Annotated in this window: 16 protein-coding genes; 10 read left to right on the top strand and 6 right to left on the bottom strand. The window is 64.0% G+C overall.

Annotation, left to right across the window (positions count from 1 at the left end; genetic code table 11):
* Positions 1-41: 41 nt before the first annotated feature.
* The 6 genes from ABIB95_RS19015 to ABIB95_RS18990 all read left to right on the top strand — a co-directional run bounded on the left by ABIB95_RS19015 (position 42) and on the right by ABIB95_RS18990 (position 7,053).
* On the top strand, positions 42-1,757 hold the full coding sequence (locus ABIB95_RS19015) for a type I secretion system permease/ATPase (RefSeq protein WP_354241532.1): 1,716 nt from the start codon (positions 42-44) through the stop codon (positions 1,755-1,757).
* Positions 1,754-3,115 carry an HlyD family type I secretion periplasmic adaptor subunit gene (locus ABIB95_RS19010; protein ID WP_085404977.1) on the top strand — a complete coding sequence of 454 codons (1,362 nt, stop codon included), beginning with the start codon at positions 1,754-1,756 and terminating at the stop codon, positions 3,113-3,115. Before ABIB95_RS19015 ends, ABIB95_RS19010 begins: the two co-directional genes overlap by 4 nt.
* 178 nt (positions 3,116-3,293) lie before the next feature.
* Positions 3,294-4,376 carry a helix-turn-helix transcriptional regulator gene (locus ABIB95_RS19005; RefSeq protein ID WP_354177358.1) on the top strand — a complete coding sequence of 361 codons (1,083 nt, stop codon included), beginning with the start codon at positions 3,294-3,296 and terminating at the stop codon, positions 4,374-4,376.
* Positions 4,377-4,405: 29 nt separating this feature from the next.
* Positions 4,406-5,404 carry a M23 family metallopeptidase gene (locus ABIB95_RS19000; RefSeq protein WP_084794912.1) on the top strand — a complete coding sequence of 333 codons (999 nt, stop codon included), beginning with the start codon at positions 4,406-4,408 and terminating at the stop codon, positions 5,402-5,404.
* Positions 5,405-5,507: 103 nt separating this feature from the next.
* Entirely contained in the window at positions 5,508-6,323 is an 816-nt protein-coding gene (gene dapB, locus ABIB95_RS18995; protein ID WP_028148808.1) for a 4-hydroxy-tetrahydrodipicolinate reductase, read from the top strand.
* A gap of 106 nt (positions 6,324-6,429) precedes the next feature.
* Positions 6,430-7,053 carry a 2,3-bisphosphoglycerate-dependent phosphoglycerate mutase gene (locus tag ABIB95_RS18990; RefSeq protein WP_028155497.1) on the top strand — a complete coding sequence of 208 codons (624 nt, stop codon included), beginning with the start codon at positions 6,430-6,432 and terminating at the stop codon, positions 7,051-7,053.
* Between the two features lie 123 nt (positions 7,054-7,176).
* Here the strand turns inward: ABIB95_RS18990 and ABIB95_RS18985 are convergent, their stop codons facing one another.
* Both ABIB95_RS18985 and ABIB95_RS18980 read right to left on the bottom strand, forming a co-directional pair.
* Positions 7,177-8,073, bottom strand: coding sequence for a methylated-DNA--[protein]-cysteine S-methyltransferase (locus ABIB95_RS18985; protein ID WP_028148809.1), 897 nt, complete (start codon positions 8,071-8,073; stop codon positions 7,177-7,179).
* Positions 8,074-8,128: 55 nt separating this feature from the next.
* Complete coding sequence (locus ABIB95_RS18980; RefSeq protein WP_354241204.1) at positions 8,129-8,662, bottom strand: DUF2244 domain-containing protein; 534 nt, start codon at positions 8,660-8,662, stop codon at positions 8,129-8,131.
* A 22-nt stretch (positions 8,663-8,684) separates the two neighbouring features.
* Here ABIB95_RS18980 and nth point away from each other — a divergent pair, with 22 nt between their 5' ends.
* Genes nth through ABIB95_RS18965 form a run of 3 tightly spaced genes read left to right on the top strand, consistent with a single transcriptional unit; the run spans position 8,685 to position 12,278 of the window.
* Complete coding sequence (gene nth, locus ABIB95_RS18975) at positions 8,685-9,452, top strand: endonuclease III (RefSeq protein WP_354241202.1); 768 nt, start codon at positions 8,685-8,687, stop codon at positions 9,450-9,452.
* Positions 9,453-9,508: 56 nt separating this feature from the next.
* Positions 9,509-10,663, top strand: coding sequence for an HlyD family secretion protein (locus tag ABIB95_RS18970; RefSeq protein WP_354241200.1), 1,155 nt, complete (start codon positions 9,509-9,511; stop codon positions 10,661-10,663).
* Positions 10,650-12,278 carry an MFS transporter gene (locus ABIB95_RS18965; protein ID WP_354241198.1) on the top strand — a complete coding sequence of 543 codons (1,629 nt, stop codon included), beginning with the start codon at positions 10,650-10,652 and terminating at the stop codon, positions 12,276-12,278. The genes ABIB95_RS18970 and ABIB95_RS18965 overlap by 14 nt, the downstream gene beginning before the upstream one ends.
* Before the next feature lie 30 nt (positions 12,279-12,308).
* Here ABIB95_RS18965 and ABIB95_RS18960 read toward each other — a convergent pair whose 3' ends face one another.
* The 3 genes from ABIB95_RS18960 to ABIB95_RS18950 form a co-directional block, all read right to left on the bottom strand.
* Positions 12,309-13,049, bottom strand: a complete 741-nt coding sequence (locus ABIB95_RS18960) for a sulfate transporter family protein (protein ID WP_354241196.1) — start codon at positions 13,047-13,049, stop codon at positions 12,309-12,311.
* Positions 13,050-13,240: 191 nt separating this feature from the next.
* Positions 13,241-15,268: a S8 family serine peptidase gene (locus tag ABIB95_RS18955; RefSeq protein ID WP_354241194.1), complete on the bottom strand. Its 2,028-nt coding sequence runs from the start codon at positions 15,266-15,268 to the stop codon at positions 13,241-13,243.
* A 63-nt stretch (positions 15,269-15,331) separates the two neighbouring features.
* On the bottom strand, positions 15,332-16,504 hold the full coding sequence (locus ABIB95_RS18950) for a phosphorylase family protein (RefSeq protein ID WP_354241192.1): 1,173 nt from the start codon (positions 16,502-16,504) through the stop codon (positions 15,332-15,334).
* Positions 16,505-16,791: 287 nt separating this feature from the next.
* On the opposite strand from ABIB95_RS18950, the gene ABIB95_RS18945 reads away from it, so the two are divergent.
* Complete coding sequence (locus tag ABIB95_RS18945; RefSeq protein ID WP_354241190.1) at positions 16,792-18,435, top strand: S53 family peptidase; 1,644 nt, start codon at positions 16,792-16,794, stop codon at positions 18,433-18,435.
* A gap of 174 nt (positions 18,436-18,609) precedes the next feature.
* Here the strand turns inward: ABIB95_RS18945 and nikR are convergent, their stop codons facing one another.
* A complete protein-coding gene (gene nikR / locus ABIB95_RS18940) occupies positions 18,610-19,056 on the bottom strand; it encodes a nickel-responsive transcriptional regulator NikR (protein ID WP_063980230.1) in 447 nt (148 codons plus the stop codon).
* Positions 19,057-19,164: the final 108 nt, after the last annotated feature.

Below are 19,164 nucleotides of genomic sequence, written 5' to 3'. Positions count from 1 at the left end.
GTAACCGTGGTGTGATCCCAGCATCTGGTCAGAGATTGCTGGTGGCCTTGATTCCGGGACGATTCGCACTGGTGTGGATCGTCTGTTTCAGCGTGTCCGTAAACCTGCTGCTGCTGGTCGTACCTTTCTATTCCATCGAAGTGTTCGACCGCGTGCTCAGCAGCGGAAGCGTCGAGACGCTTGTCGGCCTGACCGTCATCGCCGTCGGCGCTCTCGCCTTCAGCGCCGCCTTCGACACGTTTCGTAACCGCCTGTTGAGCCGGTTCGCGGTTGGGTTCGAGCACTGCCTCGCTCCGATCATCCTCGAAGGCAGCATCACCGGCGCGGCGCCGGGCGACGGCCGGCAGCACGATCTGGTCAAGCTTCGCGAGTTGAGAACTTTCCTGTCGAGCGGAACGGTCACATCGCTGATCGATGCTCCGTTCCTCCCGGTGTTTATTCTCATCCTGTTCTTCCTGCACCCCTGGTATGGCGTCATAGCCCTGATCGGGGTGGGGGTCCTGCTGGCGATGGGTGTTGCAAGCCATTGGATCGCGCGCGGCGAAATTGCGCAGGCTTCGCAGGCCGCGTTGAAGACGCAGGCGTTGCTCGATGGAATCGTCCGGCACTCCAGCGTGGTGCGGGCGATGGGCTGGACCCGGGGCGCCATCCGCGCGTTTATGAGCCTCAATGACGAAGCCCTGTCTCCGGTGGTGCGGGCCAGCGAACGCATCTACACGATTAGCGCCGCCGCGCGAATGGTCAGGACCATTCTGCAGATTGCCGCGATCGGCTGCGGTGCCTGGCTCGTGCTCCAGAATGAGGTGCTGTCCGGCAGTCTGATCGCGAGCTCGATCCTGATAGCGCGCACGTTGCAGCCCATGGAAGGATTGGTCTCGGCCTGGCGCGCGTTGGCATCTGCGCAGGACGCCTGGACGCAGGTCTGCAATGCCGCGATGCCGGTTCTTGCGCGTCCGCGGAAGACGTTGCTTCCGCCGCCAGCCGGCATGCTCAAGGTCGAGCGGGTGACATTCCGGATTGGCGGGACGCAGCGTCCCATTCTCGCGGGCATATCCTTTCAATGCCGGCCGTCCGAGCTTGTCGTCGTGATCGGGCCGACCGGCGCCGGAAAATCCACATTACTGCGCTTGATGGCAGGCCTCGATCGGCCGACCAGCGGTACGATCCGGTTGGACCACGCAGCACTCCATACCTGGGATCCCGACCAGCTTGGGCAATTCGTCGGCTATCTCCCCCAGGACGTGCAGCTCCTGGAAGGAACGGTGGCCGAAGCCATTGCCGGGTTTGATGAATACGCACGGGACGAGGCCATCGTCGCCGCGGCCATGCTCGCGCAGGCGCATGAGATGATCCTGTCCCTTCCGGCCGGCTACCAGACCGAGATCGGCCGCGACGGCTGCAGGCTATCCGGTGGCCAGCGTCAGCGCATTGGTCTTGCACGCGCCTTCTTCGGCGATCGCAAATTGATCCTGCTGGATGAGCCCAATGCCAATCTCGACCCGGACGGCGAAGAAGCGTTGTGCTCCGCCATTCAATCGGCCAAAGCGCGCGGCGCGGCGTCGGTGATCGTCACTCACCGGCCGCGGCTGTTGACCATCGCCGATGCCGTGCTGCTGTTGAGGGACGGCAACCAGGTCGCCTTCGGACCGCCATATGATGTTCTTCGCGCCCAGCGGCCGGCACCGGTACCGGGTTCGCCAGGGCTCCCGCGCAATGTCGAACCTCAGAGGTTGCCAGGCAGGAGGGTCATTCCATGACGCAGACCGGTCATGCCTCCGCGATGTCCGCGCCTGTTGCAGGTCCGTCGAAGACGTGGCCGACGGAGCAACCGCGATCCGACATGCGACGGATCATCGCATGGGGCTGTGTATTGCTCGTCCTGCAATTTTGCGGCTTCGGCTTGTGGGCAACCACGGTTCCGCTCCGCGGCGCCGTGGTGGCACCAGGATTCATCAAGGTCCATTCGAAGCGCAAGGCAGTGCAACATCTGGAAGGCGGAATCATCAAATCGATCTATGTCCGGGAGAACGATCACGTCGAAGCCGGTCAACTCATTGCACGGCTCGACACTGCGCAGATCGAAGGGAGCCTTGGTTCCCTCGAAACGAAGTTCTTTGCTGATCTGGCGATGGAGGCCCGACTGGCGGCGGAGCAGGACGCCGCGAAGTCAATCCGATTTCCGGACGAATTGCGGGAAAGTGCGACGCGTCTCTCCGCACGTATCGCCATTCAAACCCAGGAGGCCGAATTTGCCGCGCGACTGGCCGCGATTGAGAACGAGCGCAAGGTGATCGATCAGCAGATGCTGCAAAACGCGGACACCATCCGCGGCCTGCAGAGCAACACCCAAGGGCTTGAACAGCAACTCAAGCTGTTGCGGGAAGAGATCGCCGACACGAGTTATCTCCTCGCAAAGGGCCTCGCCCGGAAACCACGTTTGCTGGCCTTGCAACGCGCCGAAGCCGAGGCCACCGGACAGGTCGATCGCAATGCCGCGTCAATCTCGGAGATGCAGGGCAAGATCGCGGAGTTGCAGGACAGACGCAGGCAACTGGGGTTCAACCAAAATCAGGATATCGCCAAGCAGCGGCATGCGACGAGCGAGGAGATCGGCGACCTCAGACATCGAATTGCCGCGTTGCGTGCCCAGCTTGTCCGGTCTGAATTGCGTGCCCCGGAAAGTGGAAGGATCGTCGGCCTCAACAGCAGGGACCTCAATGCCGTGCTTGGACCTCGGGAAACCCTTTTGGAAATCGTTCCGATGCAAGATCGGCTTGTCATCGAGGCGACATTGAAGCCTGCCGATCGGGAAGAGGTCTATGTCGGACAGATGGCGCGTGTGCGAGTTCACGCGCTGAACATTCGCCGCCGGCCGATGCTCGAGGGAAGGGTCGTCGGCGTTGCGGCAGACGCACTGACCGACACCCATTCCGGCGACAGCTCCTATTTGGCCGAGGTTGAGCTGGACCCCAACGCGCCGACGGCCTCCTACATCTCCACATTGATGCCTGGAATGCCTGTCGAGATATTTGTCGAGACGGGGGAACGAACCTTTGCGGAATATCTTTTGCAGCCGATGACGTTACGGATCAACCGTGCGTTCAGGGAGAATTAAGCGCTGGTAAGGGGTGGGCCGGCCTATGAGGGAGGCGACCGTGCATGAGTGCAGTAAGGCACTACCTTCCGCACAGGATGATTTTCGTTCCGATTGCGTCGAGCGCGCCTCGAAGCAAGGCAATGACGGATGCGGTCCGTCTGGGTCTTGTCCGGAGCCACGCCCGCAACAGGCCGCAATGGAATATTTCGCAAAGGCCATGGCGGAATTGCTCGGCTGCCGGAGCTGCTACGTAGCCATGCTATCCGCCTCCGGGCTGGAAGAAGCCAGGATCGGAGATGCTCCTGCCGATCCGTCATGCGCGGCGATGGTTGAGCGATTTGCGCGCAAGGGCACGGCCGAGGACGTCGCCTCGCTCGAGCCGATCAATTCCCGGACCTCCTTCGTCCGCAAGTTGATCGGCGCGGAACCCCCGGTAAAGAGTCATTCAGTCATTGGCAGGTTTGCTTCCGATGAGCGAACCACGGTCGTGTTCGTGGCCGGATGGCGACCGGCCGCGCTTGCGGCATCGGAGATTCCGGGCTTGGCGCATACCGTGCGCCCGTTATGGAAGGCTGCTCATTCACTTGCCCGGCAAGCGCCGGGGCAGGTCGATGCGCAACTCTGGCTCGAAGAGCTGACCTTTCCCGCCATCGTCGTGGACCAGGGCCTGCACATTTACGCAGTCAATCGTGGTGGACGCGTGCTGCTTGCCAAGCGCGAGTTGCTCAGGATGGAAGGAGGCAGGCTTGCTGGCTCATGCGCTTCCGTGACCGAGAGCTTGCGGGGGGCAATCGGGAAAGTGCTCATCGAGAGCGGGACTCATGGATGGTTCAACACTACGGTACCGCTTTCGACGGATCGTCAGCAGTTCGCCTTCGCCAAGATCGGCGCTGTTCCAACGCATGACAAGCTGGGACAGGCCCTCATCGTCGTGCCGCAATTCGATGACGTGCAGGGCGCGCATTGCATCGCATCTGCCTTTGGCTTGAACTGGGCTGAGGAAAGAATCGTCGCCCGGATTCTTCAATTCCAGTGCCCTCGCGATATTGGAGCCGAGCTTGGGCTGACCGAGGCAACGGTGCGAACCTACACCAAGAGGATCATGCTCAAACTGGGGATCAACCGACAGTCGGAGTTCTTTCTTCTGTATCATCTCACCCAATCGCCTTTTGGCGCTGGCAGGCGCGAGAACTGGGTGAGCCGGCCGGCCTCCGATTGTCGATTGGACGAAGAGGGTCCGATGAGATTGCGGACGGCCGGCAAGCATTCGCCTGAATGAGTACGGGGTTCTCCGCGATGTCGAGGCGCATGGGCAGCGCAGGTTTCCTCTACCGGATGTTCGCTGCCCTGGCATTGGCCGGGGCCGGCTTCCCTGCCCATGCCCAGAGCATTCAATTGGCGCTGCCGATTGCCTGCGAGCCTGGCCGCACCTGCTACATCCAGAATTACACGGATCTCGATCCGTCGCGGTCGGCGCGAGATTACAAATGCGGCACGCTGACTTATGACGACCACAACGGCACCGATTTTCGTTTGCCCTCACTGCCGGTGCAAAGGGCCGGCGTGGACGTGCGCGCGGCGGCAGGCGGCCGTATTCTTCGTACACGCAATGACGCGCCGGACGGCGCTTTCACAAAATCGGGACGCGAAGCGGTGCGCGAGGCCGAATGTGGCAATGGCGTCGTCATCGAACATCCGGAGCAGTGGGAAACCCAGTACTGCCACCTCGCCGCCGGCAGTGTGTCGGTCAAGCCTGGAGACAAGGTCGACCTAGGACAGCCGCTCGGCCGTGTCGGTCTCTCCGGCCTCACGGAGTATCCTCACCTGCATTTCACCGTGAGGCACAATGGCGCGGTGGTCGATCCCTTTGCGTACGGCGTTCGCCCCGAGTCTTGCGAGGGCGGTCAATCGCTCTGGCTTGCTGCCCTCCGCCCGAAACTCGAGTACCAGGAACGAGCCATCCTCAATGCGGGCTTTACGACGGGGCCGGTCACGATGGAACTCATCGAGGACGGCAGTGCCGAGAGCCAAAAGCCGTCCGCCGGTTCGATGGCGATCGTCGCGTTCGTGCGGGCTATCGGGCTGAAGGCGGGCGACGCGCAATGGCTGCTCATCAAGGATCCCCTCGACAACGTCATCGCGGAAAATCGGTCTGCACCACTTCAGGCCAACAAGGCGCAATTCATGCTCTTTGCGGGGAAGAAGCGACCTCCCGGGGGGTGGGAACGCGGCTCCTACAAGGCCACTTATGTTGTAGAGCGCGATGGCCAGGTCGTGCTCAGGAAAGACCTGGAGCTCATGCTCTAGCGTTGCATCTGTGCTTGGGGAGACCCGCGCCACGGGCCTTTTGAAGGCCTGATCGGTTGCCGGAACGGCCCGCTCCCGCTATAGGGCGTGGAGAGGGTGAACTATGTCCGATATGCGTTTGATTGTTGCCGGGGCAGGCGGCCGGATGGGCCGGGCGCTGGCACGAGCGATTGCCGACACCGAAGGCGCGGTGCTGGCGGGAGCCCTGGAGGCGCCCGGCTCGGAGCTGCTCGGCAAGGATGCCGGCGTACTCGCGGGCCTGCCGGCCAACGGCGTCAAACTCTCGGCCGACCTCTGGGCGATGTCGAAAGATGCCGACGGCATCCTGGATTTCACCGTGCCGGCCGCGACCATCGCCAATGTCGCGATCGCGGCCGAGCGCGGCATCGTGCACGTCATCGGCACCACCGGACTGTCGGCCTCCGACAACGCCGTGATCAAGAGCGTCACCAACCGTGCGGTCGTGGTGCAGTCGGGCAATATGAGCCTGGGCGTCAATCTGCTCGCCGCGGTGGTCAAGCGCGTCGCCAAGGCACTCGACGAGAGCTTCGATATCGAGGTCGTGGAAACCCACCACCGCATGAAGATCGATGCGCCCTCGGGCACTGCGCTGATGCTGGGCCAGGCCGCTGCCGCCGGCCGCGGCATCTCGCTCGATGAGCATTCGGATCGCGGCCGCGACGGCATCACCGGCGCGCGCAAGCCGGGCGACATCGGCTTTGCCTCCTTGCGCGGCGGCACCGTCGCCGGCGAGCACAGCGTGACCTTCCTCGGTCCGTTCGAACGCCTGACGCTGTCGCATCTCGCCGAAGACCGCATGCTGTTCGCACACGGCGCGCTCAAGGCGGCGCTGTGGGCGCATGGCAAGAAGCCGGGGCACTACTCCATGGCCGACGTGCTCGGTCTCGCGGACATCTGAGCGAGCCGGAGCATGAACCGGACCCGAAGGGCCGCGTCAGCGCAAGATGTGAAGCGGCTTTCCGCCAAGATCATTCCTCAACAATAACCTGAATGGAAAGCAGTCAATGAGCGAACGTCTCCTCGTGCTCGTGCGCCACGGTCAGAGCGAGTGGAATCTGAAGAACCTGTTCACGGGCTGGAAGGATCCTGATCTCACCGAGCTCGGCGTGAAGGAGGCCACGGAAGCCGGCCGCAAGCTGAAGGCGCAGGGCCTCGTGTTCGACGTCGCCTACACCTCGGTCTTGACGCGCGCGCAGCACACGCTCGATCTCATTCTCGGCGAGCTCGGCCAGAAGGGCCTGCCGACCTCCAAAGATCTCGCGCTGAACGAGCGCGACTATGGTGATCTCTCCGGCCTCAACAAGGACGACGCCCGCAAGAAATGGGGCGAGGACCAGGTGCTGATCTGGCGCCGCTCCTACGACGTGCCGCCGCCCGGCGGCGAAAGCCTGAAGGATACGCTGGCGCGCGCGCTGCCCTATTACGTGCAGGAGATCCTGCCCGGCGTGCTCAACGGCAAGCGCACGCTGGTCGCCGCCCACGGCAACTCGCTGCGCGCGCTGATCATGGTGCTGGAAAAGCTCTCGCCCGAAGGCATTTTGAAGCGCGAGCTCGCGACCGGTGTGCCGATCATCTACCGGCTCAACGCGGATTCGACGGTGGCCTCGAAGCTGGATCTGGCGGGCTGAGCTTCGCCACAAGCGCGGAGTCGTAGAGTGGGCAAAGCGTAGCGTGCCCACCATGTGTCAGCGATCGCGGAAGAATGGTGGGCACGGCGCTATGCGCCTTTGCCCACCCTAGGGAAGCGGGGCCTACTGCATCCCCAGCTGCCCGGCTTCCCAGCCCAGCATCGCCTGCTTGCGTGTGATGCCCCAGTGATAGCCGGTGAGCGTGCCGCTCTTGCCGAGCGCGCGGTGGCAGGGCACGACGAACGAGACCGGGTTCTTGCCGACCGCAGCGCCGACGGCGCGTGAGGCCTTCGGGCTGTTGATGTTGCAGGCGATGTCGGAATAGGACACCGCGCGACCCATCGGGATCTTCAGCAGCGTCTCCCACACCCGCACCTCGAAATCGGTGCCGATCATGACGACGCGCAACGGCTGATCCGGCCGCCACAGCTTGGTGTCGAAGATGCGCTGTGCGAGCGGCGCGGTGCCTTCGTGATCCTCGACGTAAGTTGCGTTGCGCCATCGCCGCGTCATGTCGGCGAGCGCGACCTTCTCCTCACCGGGATCGGCGAACGCAAGTCCTGACAGGCCGCGGTCGGTGGCGATCACGATCGCCGTGCCGAAGGGCGAGGGATGGAAGCCGTAGCGCAGCGTCAGGCCCGCGCCGCCGTTCTTCCATTCGCCGGGCGACATCGCTTCATGGGTGACGAAGAGATCGTGCAGCCGGCCCGGTCCTGAAAGACCCGAGTCGAGCGCGGCATCGAGGATGCTCGCGGAGTCCCGCAACAGTCCCTTGGCGTGATCGAGCGTCAGCGCCTGCATGAACGCCTTCGGCGTGATCGAGGCCCAGCGACGGAACAGATGGTGCAGCTCATCCGGCGTGACGCCCGCCGCATCCGCCATCGCTTCGATGGCCGGCTGGCTGCGCCAGTTCTCCGAGATGAACGCGATCGCCCGGCGCACGGAGTCGTAATCGCGCAACGCGGCGTTCTGGGAGCCCGGCTTGGCCAGGCGCTGGTCATTTATGGCGAGTGTCATCATGACTGGAAATGTAGGCGTGGCGCCGGGCCGAAACCACCCGATTTCCGATCCGGACTCAGGAGACCGGGTTGTAGGTCGGGCCGCGCTTGGCAGCGTTCAGGGCCTCAACCAAGCCTTTGTAAAAACTTGCCTTTTCGTCCGGACCGAGAAAACGGGCGATCTGGATCTGGTGGCCGCGCGAGATCAGATAGAGATGCTCGATGCCAAAATCCTCGTCGACCTCCATGTCGAGGCGGACCCAGAGCGGATTGAACGTCCATTCGGCGACCTGGCCGCGATGACTGACGCGCCGCACCCGCAGCTCAGACGTCGTGACCGAAATCTCCTCGCGCGCCCGCGCGGTGCGGAAATTAGCCTTGAAGGCCCACCAGATCACCAGCACGTCGAGGCCGAAGAAGCCGAACACCGGCCACGCGCCCATCATCAGGAAGGCGAGGCCGGTGGCAAAGCTCACCACGCTCAGGAACAGCATCACGGCGAGGAAGCCGGTGCGGTTCAGCGAGCGGTGCGGCGTCAGGAGCGCGGAAAAGATCTGAGGCTCCGTCTCGCTCTCAGATCGCTCGCGCTCAATTTCGTTGCCTGTGCTCATCGTCCCTCAGTATATCCGGATCATGGCGAAAATCACCCGCAAGCCGGCCCCGCGCAAAGCGTCCGTGCCGAAGAAAAAGGCAAAGGCGATAGTTGCGAAGCCGAAGGCTCCCGCCAGGAAATCGCTCAAGGCCACAAGACCCAATTCTACCAAACCTTGGACGCCGGCCGAGATCCACGAAGTCTTCAGCCGTTTCCGCAAGGCCAATCCGGAGCCGAAAGGCGAGCTCGAGCACGTCAATCCGTTCACGCTGCTGGTCGCGGTGGTGCTGTCGGCGCAGGCCACCGATGCCGGGGTCAACAAGGCGACGCGCGCATTGTTCGAGATCGCCGACACGCCGCAGAAGATGCTTGACCTCGGCGAAGAACGCTTGCGCGAATACATCAAGACCATCGGCCTTTATCGCACCAAGGCGAAGAACGTCATTACGCTCTCGGCAAAAGTGCTCAGCGATTTCGGCGGCGAGGTGCCGCGCACGCGCGCCGAGATCGAGTCGCTGCCCGGCGCCGGGCGCAAGACCGCAAATGTCGTGCTCAACATGGCCTTCGGCGAGCACACCATGGCGGTGGACACGCATGTGTTTCGCGTCGGCAACCGCACCGGGCTCGCTCCCGGCAAGACGCCGCTCGAAGTCGAGCTTGGTCTCGAAAAGGTGATCCCGGCCGAGTTCATGTTGCACGCCCATCATTGGCTGATTCTGCACGGCCGCTATACTTGCCTCGCGCGCAAGCCGCGCTGCGAGGTTTGCCTGATCAACGATCTCTGCCGATGGCCGGAGAAGACGGTCTGAGGTGGCGCCGTCGTTTCGGGGGGCGATGTGAAGCAAGCCGGTTTTGGGGACATGTCGTGAGTCAGCAAGAACAAATCTCATCGCCATCGCCATCGCCATCGCCACCGCCGGCCGCGGCACCGGCTCCGCCGCCGAAGCCGACGCAGCGGCCGGCGAGCTCGCTCTGGGGCCGGCTCGCGATCCCCCTGTTCGCCGTGATCGTTGCGCTCGCCTTCGTGGCACTGGCGACACTCCGCTTCGACGAATGGGTCGGCAACGCCGTGGTCCAGACCACCAACGACGCCTATGTGCGCGCCGACCTGACGCGGCTTGCAAGCCGTGTCTCCGGCGAAGTGCTGACCGTCGGGGTCTCCGACTTCCAGCGCGTCAAGGCCGGCGATCTCCTGATCCAGATCGATCCCGCCGACTACCAGGCCCAGGTCGCGCAAGCCGAGGCCGCGGTTGCCGCCGCGCAAGCGGTGCTCGACAATCTCGCCAACCAGATTGAGCTGCAATATGCGACGATTGCGCAGGCTGAGGCCGCGCGGCTGTCGGCGGAGGCGCTCGAGGTCGAGGCCAAACAGGAGCAGGAGCGCCAGCAATCGCTGACGCAGACCGAAGCCGGCACGCGACAGCGGCTCGAGCAGGCGGTCGCGGGTCTTGCCAAGGCGCAGGCCGACGTGCGCGCCAGCCGCGCTGTGATCGCGGCCCAGCAGCATCAGCTCGAGGTCCTGCAAGGCACCAGGAAGCAGCGCGCCGCCGATCTCGACGCCACCAAGGCGACGCTGGCGAGCGCGAAGCTGAAGCTCGGTTACACGAAGATCATCGCGCCGTTCGACGGCGTCGTCGGCGAGCGCCAGGTGCAGCCCGGCGATTACGTCAATATCGGCACCAACCTCATCAACGTGGTGCCGCTGCCAAAGGTCTATGTGATCGCGAACTACAAGGAGACCCAGCTGACTCATGTCGCTCCGGGCCAGCCTGTGGAGATCACCGTCGACAGTTTCCCGCGCGAAAGACTGCGCGGCAAGGTCGAGCGCATCGCGCCGGCGACGGGCGCGCAGGTCGCGCTGTTGCCACCTGACAATGCCACCGGCAATTTCACCAAGGTGGTGCAGCGCATTCCCGTGCGGATCCAGTTCGACGACAATCAGCCGCTGCTGTCGCGGCTCGTGCCCGGCATGTCGGTCGTGACCAGCATCGACACGAAGGGCGGCAATGGCGGAAAATGACGATGCCCGCCGCGGACCGGTCTCGCGCGGCGGCATCGCGCCACAGCCGTTGTTTGCCGTGGCGGCGGTGCTGCTCGGCTCGTTCCTCGCCAATTTCGACAGCCGGCTGACCACGGTCGGTCTGCCGGACCTGCGCGGTGCGTTCTCGCTCTCGTTTGACGAGGGCGCCTGGCTTTCGACCGCAGGCATCGGCTCGCAGATCCTGATTGCGCCGGCGGTGGCGTGGCTCGCGACGGTGTTCGGCCTGCGCCGCGTGCTCGGCATCCCGAGCCTCGTCTACGCCGCGGTGTCGCTGATCATTCCCTTCGTGCACGATTATCCGACGCTGCTCGCGCTCAGCGTCGTTCATGGCCTGCTGCTCGGCACCTTCGTGCCTGCGACGCTCATGATCGTGTTACGAAACCTACCGATCCGATGGTGGGTGCCGGCGATCTCGCTCTATTCGATCCGGGTCGGCTTTGCGCTGGATACGTCGAGCTCCCTGGTCGGCTTCTATGTCGACCATCTCGGCTGGCAATGGATGTACTGGCAGAGCGTCGTGATCGCGCCCTTGATGGGCCTGATGGTTTATCTGGGCACGCCGAGCGAGCCGGTGAACCGCACGCTGCTGCGCGAGGCCGATTGGGGCGGCATGCTGCTGCTCGGCGCCGCGGTCTCGATGATCTATGCCGGCCTCGACCAGGGCAATCGCCTGGACTGGCTCGGCTCGGGGACGGTGATGGCGCTGCTCGTCAGCGGTGTGGTGCTGTTCGCAGGCTTCCTCGTCAACGAGTCGCTGGTGCGACAGCCCTGGGCACATGTCAACGTGCTGTTCTCGCGCAATGTCGGGTTGGGGCTGATCTTGATCCTGCTCTACACGCTGACCAGCCTCTCCAACTCGTCGCTGGTGCCGAATTTCCTTGGCAATGTCGTTCTGCTCCGGCCGGAGCAGAGCGGGATGTTGCTGCTCACCTATGGCGCGCTGCCGATGTTCGTGCTGGTGCCGATCTCGATCTGGCTGCTGCGCCATTTCGATACGCGGTTCGTCGTGGTGCTGGGCTTTGCCTGCTTTGCCGCGGCCAATCTCTGGGGCACCCAGCTCAGCCATGTCTGGGCGCGCGAGGATTTTGTCGGCATCGTGCTGCTCCAGGCGATCGGGCAGTCGCTGCTCCTGCTGCCGATCATCATCACGCTGCTGTCGAACGCCGATCCGAGCCGCGCCACCTCCTTTGCCGCCTACATCCAGATCATGCGGCTCGGCGGCGCAGAGATCGGCATCGCGCTGATGGGAACGTGGCTGCGCGTGCGCGAGCAGGTCCATTCCTTCTATCTCGGCCAGAACCTTGTGGTCGGCGATGCCGACGTGGTGGGTAGGCTCAAGCAGCTCGCCGATTACTTCGCGGCCCATGGCACCGGCATGGCGCAGGCGCGCGCGGTCGGCACGCTCGCGGGCCTGGTGCAGCGCGAGGCCAATGTGCTCGCCTATATCGACGGCTTCTGGCTGTGCTTCTGGCTCGCGATGGTCGCGCTCGGCGTCGTCGCGCTGATCACCCGGGCGCCACCGGGCCCGTTCACGCCGGCGCCGTTCGGTTTCGCCAAGATGCTGCTGCGCAAATGCGGGGTGCAAGTGAACTGAGAGGTGAGCTGACAGGTGAGCCGAGAGGTCTCACCGCATCTGCCGCGCCGGCTCGATCAGCTCGGGCCGCGGTCCCGACAGTCGCTTGTGCATGTGGACCATGAACGCCATGCCGAAGATCGGCGTCGCCAGATTGACGATCGGGATCGAGACGAAGGCCGCGATGAAGAGGCCAGCGGTGAAGATGGTCGCGGCGTTGTCGCGCCGCATCGCCTTGGCTTCCTCCGGCGAGCGGAAGCGCATCGCGGCGAGCTCGAAATATTCGCGCCCGAGCAGCCAGGCGGCGGCGACGAAGAAGATCAGGAATCCGGCACCGGCGAACAGGACCAGCGGCAAGGCGACCAGATACACCACGATCGTCAGCAGCGCGGTCCTGACGCCCTCGTAGATCGCCTGGCTGAACGGCAGCGCAGCGCCCGGCCGCTCGGCGGGATAGTGCTCGCGCTCGACGATGTCGGCGACGTCGTCGACGAACAGGCTCGCCACCAGCGAGGTGATCGCAGGCATCAGGAACACGCCGCCGAACACGACGCCGAGGCCCGCCGCGATCGAGACGATCCAGGCGAGGACCTCGAGCGAGGAATGCCAGCTCGGCCCGAGCAGGCCTTCCAGCCAGACCCCGCCATAGGTCGCAAACCAGCTCAGCAGCCGCTGCAAGCCGATCGCCAGCACGATGATCAGCACCAGTGCAAGCCCGATCGATCGCCACAGGATCGAGCGCATCGGCGGCGAGATCAATTGCGACAGCGCCTTTACGGCGGCATCGAGCATCGGAGTACCTCTCAGCAAAACCACCCGCGAGAGGTAGACATGCGCGGAAGGTTCGACAAGAGGTCGAGCCTTCCGGGACAGATTGCCGCGCCTGGAGCTTGGTTTCTGAGTGAATCAGAACGGAAGCTCCGGGCTCTTGTTTCGACGCGTTTTCCTCACGCGGACCGGCAGCCACTTCGCTTGAAGACGCTCTAGCTCACCCTGATGACGAGGGCGTAGTTCTGCGGCGCGACAGCGATGGAATGAGCGATGACCGATATCACCGCTTCGCCGGCCGGCAGATTCTCGAAGATGACCTGCTCGACATTGTTCCGGCGGTCGAAGTCCTTCGAGCCGGCCGGCATGTTGCCATGGCGTTCCTGCTTGTTGGCCACCACGACGAGATCGAGGTCGCTTTGCAGGCCTTCGCCAGGCGGATCGGTCCAGACCAGCGTGACCTTCAGGCGGCCGCTTGCCGCCGGTATCGTGACCGTGCGGTCTTCGCGTTCGCCTGCGTCGAGCTTCTTCTTCTCGTCGAAGAACTGCAAGGCTTCCTTCGCAGCAAGGGGGCCGACCACGGCCTGGACGTCGACTCGGCCGAAACCCTGACTGTTGTTTGCGACAGAGCCCGCCTCCGAGGGAATGTATTGGCCAGCAATGCTACGAGCTCCGTTGATGATGAGTGCCTTCAGCAGTGCGGCGCTCGGCGACTTCAGCCCGTGGCTCTTCCTCAGGAACGACCGGACCACCGCGACGCATCCGGCCACCAGCGGCGTGGCCATGCTGGTACCGCCTTCGAACATGTAGAGCGGGTCCTTCGAGAGCTTCCATCCCTTCGATTTCGTGACGCGGGAGCGCGTTGACAGGATGAAAGATCCTGGCGCCACGACGTCGGGCTTAATGCGATCGTCGTTGGTGGGTCCCCGGCTGCTGAACGCCACCATCCCTTCGGGATCGTTGGCGACGGGATCGGGGTTGATGGGAATGGCCGGAAAATCGCGTGGCCAGGCCTCTCCGTAGGTCATGGGCTCGTTGGGGCGATTGTTCTCGCATGCGCCGATGGTGAGGCAGTTCTTGGCCGTACCAGGCGGCGTCACGGAGTTGGGGTCGACCTGGCCATTGCCATCCTTGTCGCTGCCTTCATTTCCCGCGGCAAAGCAGATCAGCATGTCGCGATGCGCGTAGACGAACGTGTCGAGCTCGTTGGCCTGGGAATCATATACGCCGAAGTTTCCGACGCTGCCCCAGGAGTTGGAATGAATTCGCGCCTTGTCGGTCTTGTAGGGCGGACCGAACAGCGCATCGAGGCTGTCGGGAAGGCCGCCGAGATTGCCGCCGCTGTCGAGCACGGATTGCAGAACCAGCTTGGCGCCGGGAGCCGTGCCGCGGATCGGGCCGTCGCTTTTCGATACGCCGTCGCCGAGGGCAGAACCCGCGACATGAGTGCCGTGACCATCAGGATCGTCTTTGCGCCCGGGCCGCCCGAGCGCGTAGAGCTTCTTGACGCGCCCCTTGAAGGCCGGGTGCGTGTTCGTGGTCGATCCCTTGTCGAAGCCGGTATCGGCGATCGCGATGATCTCGCCCGCGCCTTCGCCGCCATTGCTCGGCGTCGCCGCGGGAACGCGAAGAATGCCCCGCGCGATGTTGTTGAGCAGCTTGCGCGGAAAGACCTTCTCGACGCTGCGTACCTCGTCGAGCGCCGCGACGTCGGCAAGACGGCGCATCTTCAGCGTCACACGCACCTTGGCCGTGCCCGGAACGACGTCGTCGAGCTGCACATGCGCCGCTTCCGCGATCTTCTTTGCAGCGGCCTTCACGCCGACATTGCGGTGGAGCATGACGTCGACGGTCACGCTGGTGCGGTCGAGCGCCGCCGGCTTTGCCGCAAGCGCGCGCGCCGCAGCGACGCCTCCGGGTTGGGTGTCGAGGTTGCGCAGTGCCGGCGCGATCTTCACGATGCCCGGGTAGAGGTCTGCCCATGTCACGAACGGCAGTTTCCGCACCTTGTCGAGCCCGGCCGCCGGAAAGTGACAGATGACGGCGCTGCCCGGGACGGCTTCCAGGATCTCGGCGCCGGCCTTGGCGAGCTGCCCTCTGCGCTCGGCGTTGAGCGGCTGGTTGGTCTGCACGATGATGTAGTCGGATTCCTTCGCATTCGCATGATCCAGCGACAGCGCGGCGCGTTCCGCGTGCGGAGCCGAAGGATCGATCGTGATGCCGTTGATCGTGATCTGCGCCATGGCCGTTCCACTCTCCCTGATTGATCGTCCGTCCTTTGTCGTCTGCGCTGGCCGGATCGCTCGCTAGGGCTCCGCCGCGATGCTGGCCCAGCAGGTGATGGCGCTACAGACCGTGCTCCAGCGGCCGAACCCCTTGTAGATCTGGGCGGCGATCTGCTCCTGCTGCTGCAGGGTGCCTTCGGCCTTGATCTGCGGATCGGAGACGTTGCGGATCGCGAGCCAGCGCGGTGCCTTGTCGCCCATCTCCTGCGCGACCAGGCCAAGGATGGCATCGCCCATTTCGGAGACGTCACCGAGCCCCTGGAGATGGAAGTGGTCGTCCGAGGTGTCGAAGCCGAAGAAGTCGGTGGTGACCACGGAGGAGGACAGGCCGCTCGGCTTCACGACGAAGATCTTCGGCGCCCTTGTATTGTCCTTCGGCAATTGCCCGGCATTGGCCTTGAACAGCGTCTTGGCTTGCGCGAACTTCTTCGTCACGGCGGATCTGCTGGAAAAATGCTCCTGCGCGAACGGCTGCTTCTTGAACTTCGACAGGCAGTCGAAGCGAACGATCGGACTGACGACGACGTCGCCGACCTCGAATTCCTTGCCGATGCCGCCGGCCGTGCCCGTCGTGATGACGAGCGCCGGCTGCACCTCGGTGACGATCTGGCGCCAGACGTCGATGTTCGGCAGCTGCGGGCCGTCCTGCGACATGTGCGAATCGGATTTGAAGATCACGACCTTCTTCTTGCCGATCGTGGTGGTCCAGTAGGTGCCGAGCCGTTTCAGCTCCTTGGCCGGACAGCCGTTGCGCATCTTCTTGGAGATGGCCGCGTAATTGTGCGTGTAGGGTAGGTAATCGTTGCGGGAGTCCTTGCCCGGCGTCAGCACGCGGCTGAGGGCGTGCCCTTCGTCGACGGTCCAGGTCACGACCAGCACGTCGGCGCGCGGCAACGGTCCCTTGCCGTTGCCCTTCGGCTTCGGCCCGGTTTGCGGCGCCAGCCCTTTCGGCCAGGCAATGTCGGTGAAGCGCGACAGCCCGGTCGAGGTCGAGAAGGCCATGAACTCGCGGCCCTCGCTCGACTCGGAATCAAAATCGATGATCTCGCGCCGAAAGTCTTCGGTCGTGACCTTCGCGGATTTCTTCACCGCGCCCTTGGCCACGCGTTTCACCACGAAGGTGTCGGGCGGGGGCGGCGTCGTGATCGGATCGAAACCGAGATTTCTCTCAACCCATTTGCGGTCAGCACGCATCGCATTGTCTCCGCCAAATTGATTTTCAAACGTCTGATTTCGACAAACGTCTTCCGTTGGTCGGCCAGACAAGCCAACGGTTGCAATTTTAAATCGAAATCCTTGTCGTCGAATGGTCGTGAATATTGACCGATTCCGTGCCGATCTGAGCCAGTCGGATGTTGCCCCTGCCAAACAAGAGGTTTTCTGAAAAAATATCGCTCAAATGCCTGAACCAATTTGGGTTTGAGATTACACCTATAGTTGAGGTGCGACAATCTGCCTTCCAATCACAAACGGAGGAAGTCATGGCAAGCTCGACCACGCGCGTGACGCTGGCGAACAGCGCACGGAAATTGCCGAAGGGGGCCAAGCTCGTCGGCGCGGCCGATCCCAAGCAGGAAATCGAGATCAGCGTCCGCCTGCGCGCGAAGCGTGCCGACGATGAGCAGGTGATGGCGCTCGGCGCGCAACCGCCGCGCGAGCGCCAGTATCTCTCGCGTGCCGAGTTCGGCGCAGCGATGGGTGCCGATACCGCCGACGTCGCCAAGATCGACGATTTCGCGCATCACCACGATCTCAACGTCAAGAGCGTGCATCTGGCGTCCCGCACCGTGAAGCTGACCGGGACGGTGAAGGCCATGAGCGCAGCCTTCGGCGTCAAGCTCAACAAGGTCAGATACGAGGGCGCGACCCATCGCATGCGTAAAGGTAGCGTGCAGATCCCGGCCGAGCTCGCAGGTATCGTGGTCGGCGTGCACGGCCTGGACAACCGGCCGGTGGCGCAACCCCACTTCCGCCGCAAGCTGCCGCAGAAGGGCGCAGCCGCACGCGCCGCGCAGGGCGACAGCTTCTCGGTCGATCAGATCGCCCAGCTCTACAATTTCCCCGGCGGCGAGACCGGCGCCGGCCAGTGCATCGCCATCATCGAGCTCAACGACATCGACCAGAAGGGCCATCCCACGGGCGCCGGCTACAAAACGTCAGACCTGCGCACCTTCTTCAAGAAGGCGGGCATCGCGATGCCGAAGATCGCGCCTGCGAGCGTCGACGGCGGCGCCAACAAGCCCGGCCATTCCGACGCCGACGGCGAGGTCGTGCTCGACATCGAGGTGGCCGGTGCGATCGCGCCCGGCGCCAGGATCGTGGTCTATTTCGCGCCCAACACCACCAACGGCTTCATCGATGCGGTCAAGGCCGCCGTCCACGACACCGCGCGAAAACCTTCGGTGATCTCGATCAGCTGGGGCGGGCCGGAAGACCAGGAAGGCTCGCAGCAATTCGTCGACGGCCTGAACGAGGCGATCCGCGACGCCGCCGCGATGGGCGTCACCGTCTGCGTTGCCTCCGGCGACAATGGTTCGGCTGACATGGGTGCGGACTGGGACGGCAAGCCACATGCAGATTTCCCGGCCTCGAGCCCGTTTGCACTCGCCTGCGGCGGCACCAATCTGAAGGCGCCGAACGGCCAGATCAACGAGGTGGTCTGGAACGGCGGGCCGCAGGGCGGCGCAGGCGGCGGCGGTGTCAGCGTCGTGTTCCCGCGGCCGCAATACCAGGCCCAGGCCCATGTGCCGAAATCACCGACGCATCACAACGGCCGCGGGGTGCCCGATGTTGCCGGCGATGCCGATCCTGCGACCGGCTACCAGATCTTCCTCAACGGCGTCGGCACCACCATCGGCGGCACAAGTGCCGTGGCGCCGCTGATGGCGGGGTTGATCGCCCGCATCAACGAGGCGACGACGAAGAAATTCGGCAAGACCGTCGGCTTCATCAACCCGCTGATCTATGCCTCGCACACGCAAGGCGTGTTCCGCGACATCACGGTCGGCAACAATGACATCACCGGCGATCTGCACGGCATGTACAAGGCCGGCCCCGGCTGGGACGCCTGCTCCGGCCTCGGCGTCCCCAACGGCGAAGCGCTGCAGAATTTGCTCTCGGCGTGAGGTTTGTCTCTTCCTTCTCCCCTTGTGGGAGAAGGTGGCGCGAAGCGCCGGATGAGGGGTGTGCTTCCGCGAGTTCAGAATTCGCGGAGAAATACCCCTCACCCGTCTCACCGCTGCGCGGTGAGCCACCCTCTCCCACAAGGGGAGAGGGTTAAGCGCGTGTGCGGCTCGCTCCTACTCGTGCCGGTGCCCGTGCTTGCGCGCCTTCGCCTGCTTCCCTTCACCGGTCGGGATCATCACCACGCGGCCGTAGCGGACGCCGCGCTCGGCGATGATGTGGTCGGCGAAATGCTTGACCTCGGAGGCGTCGCCGCGCAGCGCCGTCATCTCCATGCAATTGTTATCGTCGAGATGGACATGCAGGGTGGCCAGCGCGAGGTCGTGGTGGCCGTGGAATTCCTGCACCAGGCGTTTCGAGAGATCGCGCGCGGCGTGGTCGTAGACGTAGACGAGGCCGGCGACGCAGGGGCCGGTCTGCGCGGTGTCCTCGGCGCTCTGTTGCAGGCCGGCACGCGCGAGATCGCGGATGATCTCGGAGCGGTTCTGGTAGCCACGCGCTTCCGCCGCCGCGTCGATCTCCGCCAAAAGATCGTCCTCGATGGTGATCGTAATCCGCTGCATCAGATGCTCCCCGCGTCTCGCCTGTGGCCCGTGAACCGTAGCCCGGATGGAGCGAAGCGCAATCCGGGACGGTGCCAATATGTGGGCAGGATCCCGGATTTCGCTTCG

It is taken from the genome of Bradyrhizobium sp. LA2.1, from assembly GCF_040547725.1.
GTDB lineage: Bacteria > Pseudomonadota > Alphaproteobacteria > Rhizobiales > Xanthobacteraceae > Bradyrhizobium > Bradyrhizobium barranii.
This window is presented reverse-complemented; position numbering and strand designations above follow the sequence as displayed.

What these genes read in the sequence shown, in the direction of transcription:
- ABIB95_RS18950 (WP_354241192.1), bottom strand. Translation starts at nt 16,504, where the DNA reads ATGCGTGCTGACCGCAAATGGGTTGAGAGAAATCTCGGTTTCGATCCG.
- ABIB95_RS19000 (WP_084794912.1), top strand. Translation starts at nt 4,406, where the DNA reads ATGGGCAGCGCAGGTTTCCTCTACCGGATGTTCGCTGCCCTGGCATTG.
- ABIB95_RS19005 (WP_354177358.1), top strand. Translation starts at nt 3,294, where the DNA reads ATGGAATATTTCGCAAAGGCCATGGCGGAATTGCTCGGCTGCCGGAGC.
- ABIB95_RS18965 (WP_354241198.1), top strand. Translation starts at nt 10,650, where the DNA reads ATGGCGGAAAATGACGATGCCCGCCGCGGACCGGTCTCGCGCGGCGGC.
- ABIB95_RS18990 (WP_028155497.1), top strand. Translation starts at nt 6,430, where the DNA reads ATGAGCGAACGTCTCCTCGTGCTCGTGCGCCACGGTCAGAGCGAGTGG.
- ABIB95_RS18960 (WP_354241196.1), bottom strand. Translation starts at nt 13,049, where the DNA reads ATGCTCGATGCCGCCGTAAAGGCGCTGTCGCAATTGATCTCGCCGCCG.
- ABIB95_RS19010 (WP_085404977.1), top strand. Translation starts at nt 1,754, where the DNA reads ATGACGCAGACCGGTCATGCCTCCGCGATGTCCGCGCCTGTTGCAGGT.
- nth (WP_354241202.1), top strand. Translation starts at nt 8,685, where the DNA reads ATGGCGAAAATCACCCGCAAGCCGGCCCCGCGCAAAGCGTCCGTGCCG.
- ABIB95_RS18985 (WP_028148809.1), bottom strand. Translation starts at nt 8,073, where the DNA reads ATGATGACACTCGCCATAAATGACCAGCGCCTGGCCAAGCCGGGCTCC.
- ABIB95_RS18980 (WP_354241204.1), bottom strand. Translation starts at nt 8,662, where the DNA reads ATGAGCACAGGCAACGAAATTGAGCGCGAGCGATCTGAGAGCGAGACG.
- dapB (WP_028148808.1), top strand. Translation starts at nt 5,508, where the DNA reads ATGTCCGATATGCGTTTGATTGTTGCCGGGGCAGGCGGCCGGATGGGC.
- nikR (WP_063980230.1), bottom strand. Translation starts at nt 19,056, where the DNA reads ATGCAGCGGATTACGATCACCATCGAGGACGATCTTTTGGCGGAGATC.
- ABIB95_RS18955 (WP_354241194.1), bottom strand. Translation starts at nt 15,268, where the DNA reads ATGGCGCAGATCACGATCAACGGCATCACGATCGATCCTTCGGCTCCG.
- ABIB95_RS18945 (WP_354241190.1), top strand. Translation starts at nt 16,792, where the DNA reads ATGGCAAGCTCGACCACGCGCGTGACGCTGGCGAACAGCGCACGGAAA.